We start from the raw sequence: 10,630 nt of genomic DNA, 5'->3' as shown, positions 1-10,630 counted from the left end.
TGACTTGGTCATTCATGGGGCGTCGGGCTCCAATTGCTGGACGCTAGGCGGATGGAAATGGGGCTTGGGAGGGCAGGGGCAAGGGTGACGGGAGCGTGTTAATCTCCCCTCTTGAGGGGCAGATGGCCGGCAGGCCAGAGGGGGTCGTCTCGCAAAGAGCGCCAACCTCTATCTGCCGCGGCAGGTCGCGCCCGGTCGAACCGACCCCCTCTGTCGCCTTTGGCGACATCTCCCCCTCGAGGGGGGAGATTACGCACTCAACACGTGACATACCGGTCCCCCTGATTATATGATAAAGCTGCTCCACTAAAACGGAGGCGCCTCCGTTTATTTACGTGGGGGCTGACCCGGTCGGGTTCAAGCCCCAATCGACTCGTGGAGACAAAATTGGCTGAAAGGCCGCCAGCGACAGCCGACGAGAAGCCAGACGCGCCCGCGCCAAAGCCGCTGCGCGCCGATGCCCAGCGCAACCGCGACAGGCTGGTCGAAGTGGCGGCGCAGGCTTTCGCTGAGGCTGGTGTCGATGCCTCGCTGGAGGAGATCGCGAAACGGGCAGGGGTCGGCATCGGCACGCTCTACCGGCATTTCCCGACGCGCGAGCATCTGGTTGAGGTGGTCTATCGCCGCGAGGTGGAAGGGCTTTGTCGCGCAGCCGGGGAACTGGCGGAAAAACATCCGGCCGATGTCGCGCTGGAGCTGTGGATGCAGCGCTTCGTCGACTATATCGGCACCAAGCGCGGCCTGGCGACCAGCCTTCGCATCCTGCTCACCACCAACTCGACACTGTTCTCCGATACGTCCGGGCGTGTCTCGGGCGCGCTGAAAGGCCTGGTCGAGCGGGCTGCCGCCGCCGGCTCGATCCGCGCCGACGTCGATGCCTCCGACGTGCTGCATGCACTCGGCGGCATCTACTCCGCGCCTAACACGCCCGACTGGCGCGACCGCTCGGGGCGGCTGGTCAAGCTGTTGATGGATGGCTTGCGGTTCGGGGCGAGGGAGGCGTCGAAGCTGCCCCGGTAGTCGGGCGCGCCGCGATGCGTCTATCGTCCCAGCGGTTGCTTCGACAGCGACAGAAGTTCTTCCTCGTCGGCGATGCCGGCCATGTAGTTGGCAAGGATGCGGGACGCCAGGCCCTCAAGGCGATCGGGGGAATCGCTTTCAAGCTTCAACCGTTCGAAGACCCTTGCCAGCAAGGCCAGTTCGGACGGATCGAAAATACCAGCGTCCTGAGCTTTTCGACGAATTGGCATGACGCCTCCCAAGCAGACGTTTTCGCAAGGCCATTGCAACGCGCTCCCGTCGAGACTGCGAGTTGGTGGTTAAGAAAACATTAGCCATGCAGAAAGTTCCAGTGCGGTCGAAATGGGCCGTGTGCGCTTTGCCGCCGACCGTTCCGCAAATACACAAACGCGTCATCGACTCGCATTGCCGGGAGCGCAGCCTAGATAGAGCGCGGGGCAAATATGATTATAGAAGGACATACGCATGCCTGAACGGCTGAAACTGAGCGACGGCGCCACCATTCCTCAGATCGGGCTCGGCGTGTGGCAGGTCGATCCGGGCGTCACGGCCAAGGTGGTGCGCTGGGGGATCGACGCCGGCTACCGCCTGATCGACACCGCCGAGGGCTACCGCAACGAGGAAGGCGTGGGCGAGGCGATCCGCGCGGCAAGCTTGCCGAGAGGCGACCTGTTCATCACCTCGAAGCTGCGCAACGGTGCCCACCAGCGCGACGCCGCGTTGCGCGCCTTCGACGACACGATGCAAAAGCTCGGCATCGATCAGATCGATCTCTTCCTCATCCACTGGCCGGTGCCCAGCCAGGGCAAGTATGTCGAAGCCTGGAAGACGCTCGTCGAACTCCAGAAGGCAGGCCGCATCAAGTCGGTTGGCGTGTCGAACTTCAACCAGGACCATCTGGAGCGCATCATCGGCGAGACCGGCGTGACGCCGACCGTCAACCAGATCGAATTGCATCCGCGCTTCCAGCAGCGCGACAAGCGCGAGTTCCATGCCAGGCACGATATCAAGATCGAAAGCTGGAGCCCGCTGGGCAGCGGTCGCCTGCTGGCCGACCCGACGTTGGAAGGGATCGCCAGGAAGCACGGCAAGTCGGTGGCGCAAATCGTCATCCGCTGGCATCTGCAGGAAGGGCTGATCGTTATCCCGAAGTCGAACCACCAGGAAAGAATCGCCGCCAATTTCGACATCTTCGGCTTCGAGCTGGACGGCAACGACCTGGAGACCATCCGTGGCATGGATTCCGCCGACGGCCGCACCGGGCCGGATCCGGCGACGGCGGCGTTCTTGTTCTGAGGCGTTGAAACAGCTGATCTCCCCCACGAGGGGGGAGATTAGCGCTTCGCCGAAGGCGCCTTTTCTGCAACGTTGGCGATTGGCCTATCGCTACGCCATCGCCACGATCACATGCGCCTGGATCTTGGCGGCGACCGCGCCGCTGCCGTGCCTGTCCCTGATGGCGGCTTCGGCGCAGTCGGTCGCGGCTTCCAGTTTTGCCGCGTCCCTGGCCTCGATCTCGTTGCGAAGCAGTGTCCCCTGGCAATAGGCGACGGCAGGAATGCGCGGCGAGGAGGCCCGGCTTTGTTCGGCCCTCGTCTCGATCGTCACATGCGAGAAGCCCGCAGCCTCCAGGTCGCTGCGGATCAGGTCCTTGTCGTGGTAGCCGTGCGGCGTGCGTGCCAGGAAGCGCGGCGGATCGTCCGGGAAAATCCTTGCCAGGGCATTCGTCACGTCGTCGGCGAACTCATTCTCCTCGATGCGATCCCACACGTTGAACAGGAAACGTCCGCCGGGCTTGAGCACCCGCCTTGCCTCGCGGTAGCCGGCCGGGCGGTCGGGAAAGAACATCGCGCCGAACTGACAGCAGACGAGGTCGAAGGCGGCGTCCTCGAACGGCAGCGCCAGCGCATCCGCCTGGCGCCATTGGATGCGGCTGTCGGCGCCTTGCCGCGAGGCGGCGTGGTCGAGCATCGGCAGGTTGAGGTCGGTCACGACATAGCGCGCGGCGGGGGACAGTTTTGGCGCCAGTGCGCGGGTGACGACCCCGGTGCCCGCGGCGGTTTCCAGAACGGCGCCGGGCGACAGGGACGCCGCCCGCTGCGCCAGGTCCGCGGCGTACGGCTCGAAGATCAACGGCACCATATAGCGATCGTAGTTTTCCGGAACAGAGCCGGCGAACACCTTGTCCGTTTCCAGCATTGCTATCCCCCCACGGTGCATTTGGTGGCCCCAGACTAACATGTGGTTGTCTGTTTGGCGCGATTTTCGACCGAACCAACCCATATGCGGCGGCACCCGGCAGGGCAAAGGCGGGCTGTCCCGCCGACCCATCCAGCCGAAGGCGTCTATGCGCCAGCATTTACGGGCGTCGCGGCGACACAAAAGAACTGCAGCGCACCCGGGGGGCCGCACATGGCACCTTGCTCCTCAAAAGCCAGGCCGGAGCCGACGATCAGGTCGCGCACCGTCCGCGATGCGATGATCTCGCCGGGCCGGGCATGGTCCAGAGACCGCGACGTGACCTCGATGGCGAGTCCGCTGAACTCCTCGCCGTGCGACTCGCACTCGCCGATGTGGATCGACGAGCGGAAATTGGCAGCCAAAGGCTTCAGGCGCTCGCGAATGGCGACCGCACATTGGATGGCCCGCGTCGGCCGCTGGAAGACAGCGAGCACCTTGTCGCCGGATCGCCTGATCTCCCTGCCGTCGAACAGCAGCAGCTCGTCCCGAATCGCTTCGGCGTGTTGGCCGATCGCCTTTTCGCCGGCAGGCGCGATCTCGATTGCCAGTACCGAGAGCAGCAAGCGCTCGCTCGGAGCCGCGGGCAGGGCGCCGGTGACGAAGCGTCTGATCTCGTCGACCAGGCGGTCGCAGTCCTCGCCCCAGATCAAATGGTCCCTGCCGGCCAACTCGAGATATCTGGCGCCTTCGATATGCCTTGCCAGGTAGCGTCCTTCTTCCGGCCTTACCCAGCGGTCGCCCGTCCTTTGGATGACCAGCGTCGGAACATGGATGGCGGGCAGGATATCGCGAACGTCGATTGCTGTGCCCCAGCGCCAGAGCGCGATCGCATCGGCGGGCGAGGCCGAATTCCTGAGATAGGCGGCAAACCATTCGCGCTCGCTGCTGTCTTCGGACAGGGAGGGCGCGGCGTTGAGCAGTTCGGCGGGCTTGCCCCACTGCCGCTCGACGGAGGCCAGGTCCTCGTCCACCTGCTCGGTGGTTCTCGCCCAGGGATAATCCTTCGACCATGTGCCGCTGGCATAGGTTCCGTTGAGCACCAGCGCCGCCGTGCGCTCCGGATAGGTGGCGGCGAACAGCATGCACATCGGCCCGCCCTCGGAGCTTCCGAACAGCACCGTGCGCTTCGAGCCGACCGCATCCAGAACGGCGCGCACGTCTTCCATCCGCTCCTCCAGCGTCGGCGGGCCGACATTGCGGTCGGACAGACCGGTGCCGCGCTTGTCGATGCGGATCAGGCGCGAGAAGGTTCCGAGCCGCCTGAGCACATGGGCGTAGCGCGGCGATCCCCAGGCAAGATCGAGGTTGGAGACCCATCCCTGGACGTAGAGCAGATCGACCGGCCCGTCACCGGTCATCTGGTAGGCAATATTGATCCCTGCCGATTTGACGTAGTGGGTTGGCGCAGCGATGGGCACGCTGCCCTCCGTCCCGGTCGCCGGAATCTGCAGCGAATGATGGGACGCCGATTTCGTTCGCCGCGCCCGCAACGTCTCGTACAATTGGCGGGTTTCCGGTTCAGGAGCCAAGGCGAGATCGCGCTCCAGTGCGTCGCGGCAAAGCTCGTACTGTTTCAGCGCGAGATTGATCCGGCCCCGGGCAGCAAAGGAGCGCATCAGGGCGCGATGGATGTCTTCACGCAGCGGCTCCATGGCGAGCAGCCGCGCCGCCGCGCGCGCGCAGGATGCAAAGTCGTTTGCCGTGCCGTATTGCGTGACCAACCTGTCCAGCGCCGCAACGGCCATCATCCGCAGGCGCTCGCGCTCGACCCGCAGCCAGTCCTCGAACGGCTCCTCCTTCAGGCCGTGGCCGTCGAGAAGGTCGCCGCGATAGACCACAAGCGCCTGCTCCAGATCCTCGATCGAGCCGCTTGTAGCCAGCGCCTCGAAACGAGCGACGTCGAAATCGAAGTCATCGAGGTGAAGCGCAATGTTGGCCCCCTCGGTCAGAAAGCGCCCACCGCCCGACCTTTGCATTGCCTTCCGGACGGCCGACACGGCTTGCCTGAGGCTCATTCGCGCCTGCGTTTCACCGTGCAGGCTCCAGAGCAGGGCAGCCAGCTTCTCGCGCGATTGGGCTTGTCCCGCCTGCAAGGCAAGATAAGCCACCATCGCGCGTGCCTTGCGGCTGAAGGCCGGGGCCGCCGCCCCGACGCCGGCAAAGTCGAAACCACCCAGCAAATAGAGGTGAGGTCCGGTCATCGGATCCGCCACAGCCACGATGTGAGGTCAATCCTTTCGCTTAGCTCACTCTATTTCAACTGTTATTGGGCCGGCGGGGCGTTTTTCACGATTCCATCACGCTGGTTGCCACGCATTCCTCACGGCGCTCGGGGAGGCTGTCCGCCCTGAAGCTCTTTCAGGAGGATACCATGCGACATCCCGCGTTGACCGAATGGCCCATCTGGCATGACGATCCCTGGAACGATCAGCAAGGGTATGGTGCCCTGCAGCGTCACGACATCGCCCTGGCCCGCTACCTCGCAAAGCAACAAGCCGACCGGGCATCCGTCGTGCGCCGGCTCGATCTGTGGGCCGCCATGACCCCTGCCGCAATGCTGGTCGCGGGCGTCGGACGCACTTTCTTCCTGATCCGGCGGCCATGCGACCGAAATGTCGGCCCGGCAAACAATGCCATGTCGCCGATCAACTCCATCGCCCTGACGCTGTTGAAGAGCCACGCCGAGTTCAGCAAGACATTCTGGGGCCGATGAACGCGCTCGAAGCCAGGGCGCGTCGCGGCTATCCCTTTTCTTCCACCAGGATCACCAGCGATTCCGGTACGACGCCGTCGAACTCCATGGCATCGGCGGCTGCCTTGCTCTGCATCAGGACCGCCAGCTTGTCCATGTCTGGGACGTCCATCATCAGCGCCACCCGGTTCGGGTTCTGCGGATCGACGAAGGTGCGGATGTTGGTGATCCCGAGCGCGCCGAAAATCTCCTTGCGCTTCGGCGATGTGAGCCAGTGCTTGGCGCCTTTCGTGATGTTGTGATGGCCGATGATCGTTGGCATTTCAGACCCTCCCGGGGGTGATGCCCGACGGGTCGAAATCGCCCGTCTGGCGCAATTTCCGCGAGCGCCAATCAGCGCCGTTTCCATTGGGCTGTCAATTGGCATTCGCTGATGGAACGGCACCTTCTCCCGCAAGGGCGGAAGGATTAGGCTTCGCGTCGCTGCAGCGGGGAGCCTCGCCATTCCAAAGCCCACATTCCTCGAGATCGCCCGCCGTGCCGGCGTCGGCACGGCAACCGTCGAGCGCGTGCTGAACGGCAGGGGCGGAGTGCGGCCCGAGACCGTCGAGAAGGTGGTGGCGGCGGCGCGTTTGCTCGACTATCCGCGCCGGCTGCCCGAGGCGCATCGCGGCGTCATCCGCATCGAAGTGATCCTGGTCAGGCCGGACGCCACCTTCTTCGCGCGGCTCTCGCGTGCCTTCGAGCGCATCGCCGCCACGCTTGACCGCTCGATTGCCGTTCACCGCACCTTCCTCGATGAGGCGAACCCGGCAGAGATCGCCGCGCGGATCCTCGATCCGGAGATGCGCCGCGCCGGGCTGATCCTCGCCGTGCCGGACCATCCGCTGGTGAGTGCGGCGCTCCGCAAACTCGAGGCGGACAACATCCCGACGGTGCAGATCGTCACCCAGATATCGGGCACCCGGAGCACCTATGTCGGCATCGACAATTACGCCGCTGGCCGTACGGTCGGCCTGTTGATGGCGCGCATGCAGCGTCGGCCGGGCAAGGTCGTCGCCATCTGCCACAGCCAGATCTACCGCGTCCACCGCGACCGCGTGCGCGGCTTCTTCGATTATCTGATGGAGACCGGCGACGGGTTCGAACCGGTGGCGGCGCTGTTCGGCTTCGACGATGGCGACCGCAACGCAGAGCAACTGCACGAGGCGTTTGTGCGTTGGCCCGACCTTGCCGGGCTCTACAATGCCGGCGGCGCCAACACGGCGCTGAACGAGGTGCTGCGGCGCCACGGCAGGGGCCGCCAGATCTTCTTCGTCGGTCACGAATTGACCGAGCGCAGCACGCGCGCCTTGCGCGAGGGCACGATGGACGTCGTTCTCGACCAGTCGCCGGAAGCACAGGCGCGCCGCGCCATCGACCTTGTGCTCGCGGCGCTGAACCTGCACGACCTGCCGGTCGACAATCCGCCGATCCGCTTCGTCACCTTCACCGCCGAGAACCTTTGATCTGATTTGATCAAGGAACCGCGAGCCTTCGCCGCCGTCACGGTGCTAACTCGCCCGTGAACGGAAGGGCGATGGCATGTGAAGTTCGCCCCCTAATCCGGTCGCGTCGTCCGCAGCTTTGGCCGTTTCGGAGAAGAAGCGGGCGCCGGCGCCGATGATCTCCCTCTCCCTTTTGGGAGAGGTCGGATGGCTCCGATCTGTCCTTCACAGATCGGCAGGCAATCCGGGTGAGGGGGCTCTTTCCCACCTGCGGTCGTCCGCCCGCGAACGGGAGGATGCATTGGTGACGAGACGGCTGACAGTCAGCGACCTGCAAAGCCAGAAGGGCAGCCGCAAATGGCTGCAACTGCATGTTGACACGCCGGCCGAAGCGGCCGCCGCGGTAGCCTGCGACATCGTCATCCTGTCCTGCGAGCCCGACCACAATCTGGAATTGATCCGCCAGGCGGCACCCTTCGCCTTCCTCTCCGTCGGCATGCCGCACGGCGCGGTCGCCTCGCCCGATGAAGCGGTGCGGCTTGGCTTCGCCATGATGAAGCGCGGCGCCGATGCGGTCTATTGCTCGCATTCGCCGCGCTTCATCGAGGCTATGGCGGCAGAGGGCATCCCGGTCACCGGCCATGTCGGCCTGGTGCCGAACCGCGCCACCTGGACGAATTTCCGCGCTGTCGGGCGCACGGCGGAAGAAGCCTTCAAGGTGCTGCGCGCGGTAAGGGACATCGAGAATGCGGGTGCGGCCTGCGTCGAGGTCGAAGTGGTGCCTGTCAGGCTCGCCGAGCACATCACCCGCTCGACCCCGCTGATCACCATGGGCATGGGCTGCGGCAGCGCCTGCGACACGCAGTATCTGTTCTCCTGCGATGTGCTCGGCACCCATGCCGGCCACTATCCGCGCCACGCCAAGCGCTATGCCGACTTCCTCACGCTGGAGGCCGAGCTGCAGGAAAAGCGCATCGCCGCCTTCCGCGCCTTCGGCCGCGACGTCGCCGGCGGCAGCTACCCGGAAGCGAAGCACCAGGTGGACATGGACGATGCCGCCTACGACCGCTTCCTCACCCTCTCTCAAACTTTGTGAAACCGGGGCCTGTGAGATCAGCCATGGACGACTTGCAATACGGCACGCGCAACAAGCGAGGCGACTGGGCGCCGAACGAGCCGGCCGGCACCGCGCCGCTGTTCGTCTTCCCACCGCGGCCGCTGGCGGTGCTGAAATGGCTGCCGAGCTATTTCCTGCCCTACAATGTGCTGTTCGCGCTTTCGGCCGTGGCGTGGTGGCATTTCGTGCTGCCCGACGCCGAGGTGATGAAGACGCTCTCCGTCGGCTGGATCCTGCGCCTGTTCCTCGTCAACTGCGCGGCGCTGCTCGTCTTCTTCGGCGTTTTCGAGCTTCGACTCTACATTTTGAGGGCCCAGGGCAACCGCTTCAAATACAACGGCAAATGGCCATCGGAGCAGAAAAGCCAAGCCTTCTTCTTCGAGAACCAGAACCTCGACAACATGCTGCGCACCTTCGGCACCGGCATGCCGATCTGGACGGCAATCGAGGTGGCGCTCCTCTACGCCTATGCCAATGGCTACGTGCCGTGGCTGACGGTTGCCGAGCATCCCGTATACCTGTTCTGCCTGGCGCTGGTGGTGCCGATCATCCACGAGACGCATTTCTTCCTGTTGCATCGGGCGATCCACTGGCCCCCGCTCTACAAATGGGTGCATTCGGTGCACCACAACTCCGTCAACCCGTCGCCCTGGTCGTCGCTGTCGATGCATCCGGTCGAGCAGCTCGGCTATCTCGGCGTAGCGCTCTGGCACCTGATCATCCCGTCGAACCCGCTGCTCGCGCTCTACCAGCTCCACTATGCCGGCTTCGGCGCGATCCCCGGCCATGTCGGTTTCGACAAGGTCGAGCTTGGCGAGAACACCAGCGTCGATAGTCACGCCTATATCCACTATCTGCACCACAAACATTTCGAGGTGAACTACGGCGACGGCCTCATTCCGTTCGACCGCTGGTTCGGCACTTTCCACGATGGCAGCAAGGACGGCGAGGCCCGCATGCAGGCCCGCTACGAGAAGAAGAAGGCGCGCGCCAACGCCGCCGCCAAATGACGCCCGAACAGACAGCCACGTGAACGGCCTCGGCCGTTCGCTGCTGAGATGGCCTTCGGCCATCCACCCAGTGAGAAGGCCTTTGGCTTTCCACACAAGCCATCCCGCAAGGGCCGGAAAATCAAGAAGCGGAGTGACCCGGCGCTCCAGTCCAAAGGGAGGAAACCCGTGAAGAGACTTCTGTTGTCAACCGCGCTCGCCGCCATGATGTCGATGCCGGCAAACGCATTCGCCGCCAAGATCGGCGTCTCGATCGTCAACTTCGACAACAATTTCCAGACGCTGCTGAAGAACGGCATGCAGGCCCGCGCCAAGGAGAAGGGCGCCGACATCCAGGTCGAGGATGCCCAGAACGACGTCGCCAAGCAGCTCGACCAGGTGAAGAACTTCATCGCCAGCGGCGTCGACGCCATCATCGTCACGCTGGTCGACACCAACGCCTCCAAGACGCTGAGCGAGGAGGCCGCCAAGGCCGGCATTCCGCTGGTCTTCGTCAACCTCGAACCGTCAGACATGGCGAACCTGCCGGAAAAACAGGTCTATGTCGGTTCCAACGAGGTCGAGTCCGGAACGCTGGAAGCCTTCGAGGTCTGCAAGATGCTGCGCGCCAAGGGCAAGTCGGCAGGCGCCAATGCCTACATCGTCATGGGCAGCCTGGTGCACCAGGCGGCGCTCCAGCGCACCAAGGATGTCGAGCAGGTCTTTGCCACCGACATGTGCAACTTCATCAAGGTCACCGACAAGCAGTCGTCGGAATGGTCGCGCGACAATGCGCAGAACCTGATGACCAACTGGCTGACCGCCGGCGCGGCACCTGATGCCGTGATCGCCAACAATGACGAGTCCGCCATCGGCGCGATCCTGGCGCTCAAAGCCAACGGCATCGACATGAAGGACGTCGTCGTCGGCGGCATCGACGCCACGCAGGACGGCCTGCAGGCGATGAAGGCCGGCGATCTTGCGGTGACGGTGTTCCAGAACGCCAACGGGCAGGGCGGCGGCGGCGTCGACGCCGCGCTCGCGCTCGCCAAGGGCGAGAAGGTCGACCGCGTCGTCTACGTGC

11 protein-coding genes are annotated in these 10,630 nt (G+C 64.4%); 7 read left to right on the top strand and 4 right to left on the bottom strand.

The window, feature by feature from the left end; genetic code table 11:
* Positions 1-387: 387 nt before the first annotated feature.
* Complete coding sequence (locus EN781_RS14440) at positions 388-1,020, top strand: TetR/AcrR family transcriptional regulator (protein WP_126055332.1); 633 nt, start codon at positions 388-390, stop codon at positions 1,018-1,020.
* A 20-nt stretch (positions 1,021-1,040) separates the two neighbouring features.
* Here the strand turns inward: EN781_RS14440 and EN781_RS14435 are convergent, their stop codons facing one another.
* Positions 1,041-1,250, bottom strand: coding sequence for a hypothetical protein (locus EN781_RS14435; RefSeq protein WP_126055331.1), 210 nt, complete (start codon positions 1,248-1,250; stop codon positions 1,041-1,043).
* Positions 1,251-1,485: 235 nt separating this feature from the next.
* Between EN781_RS14435 and EN781_RS14430 the strand changes: the two genes are divergently transcribed.
* Positions 1,486-2,316, top strand: coding sequence for an aldo/keto reductase (locus EN781_RS14430; RefSeq protein ID WP_126055330.1), 831 nt, complete (start codon positions 1,486-1,488; stop codon positions 2,314-2,316).
* Positions 2,317-2,406: 90 nt separating this feature from the next.
* Here the strand turns inward: EN781_RS14430 and EN781_RS14425 are convergent, their stop codons facing one another.
* The gene (locus EN781_RS14425; protein WP_126055329.1) at positions 2,407-3,219 is read right to left on the bottom strand and encodes a methyltransferase domain-containing protein; all 813 of its coding nucleotides are present in this window, start codon (positions 3,217-3,219) and stop codon (positions 2,407-2,409) included.
* A gap of 146 nt (positions 3,220-3,365) precedes the next feature.
* Positions 3,366-5,462: an alpha/beta fold hydrolase gene (locus tag EN781_RS14420; protein ID WP_127400082.1), complete on the bottom strand. Its 2,097-nt coding sequence runs from the start codon at positions 5,460-5,462 to the stop codon at positions 3,366-3,368.
* Between the two features lie 65 nt (positions 5,463-5,527).
* On the opposite strand from EN781_RS14420, the gene EN781_RS14415 reads away from it, so the two are divergent.
* Positions 5,528-5,974 (top strand): hypothetical protein, encoded by a 447-nt coding sequence (locus EN781_RS14415; RefSeq protein WP_127400081.1) that lies wholly within the window; start codon positions 5,528-5,530, stop codon positions 5,972-5,974.
* A gap of 28 nt (positions 5,975-6,002) precedes the next feature.
* On the opposite strand, the gene EN781_RS14410 is transcribed toward EN781_RS14415, so the two are convergent.
* Positions 6,003-6,275, bottom strand: coding sequence for a hypothetical protein (locus EN781_RS14410; protein ID WP_126055326.1), 273 nt, complete (start codon positions 6,273-6,275; stop codon positions 6,003-6,005).
* Between the two features lie 181 nt (positions 6,276-6,456).
* On the opposite strand from EN781_RS14410, the gene EN781_RS14405 reads away from it, so the two are divergent.
* The 4 genes from EN781_RS14405 to EN781_RS14390 all read left to right on the top strand — a co-directional run.
* Entirely contained in the window at positions 6,457-7,461 is a 1,005-nt protein-coding gene (locus EN781_RS14405; protein ID WP_126055325.1) for a LacI family DNA-binding transcriptional regulator, read from the top strand.
* Positions 7,462-7,744: 283 nt separating this feature from the next.
* Positions 7,745-8,536 (top strand): 3-methyl-2-oxobutanoate hydroxymethyltransferase, encoded by a 792-nt coding sequence (locus EN781_RS14400; RefSeq protein ID WP_126055324.1) that lies wholly within the window; start codon positions 7,745-7,747, stop codon positions 8,534-8,536.
* 23 nt (positions 8,537-8,559) lie between these two features.
* A complete protein-coding gene (locus EN781_RS14395; RefSeq protein ID WP_126055323.1) occupies positions 8,560-9,567 on the top strand; it encodes a sterol desaturase family protein in 1,008 nt (335 codons plus the stop codon).
* Positions 9,568-9,735: 168 nt separating this feature from the next.
* A partial coding sequence (locus EN781_RS14390; RefSeq protein ID WP_145965504.1) for a substrate-binding domain-containing protein occupies positions 9,736-10,630 on the top strand: 895 nt, incomplete at its 3' end.

The sequence above is a fragment of the Mesorhizobium sp. M4A.F.Ca.ET.090.04.2.1 genome (assembly GCF_003999085.1).
Lineage (GTDB): Bacteria > Pseudomonadota > Alphaproteobacteria > Rhizobiales > Rhizobiaceae > Mesorhizobium.
This window is presented reverse-complemented; position numbering and strand designations above follow the sequence as displayed.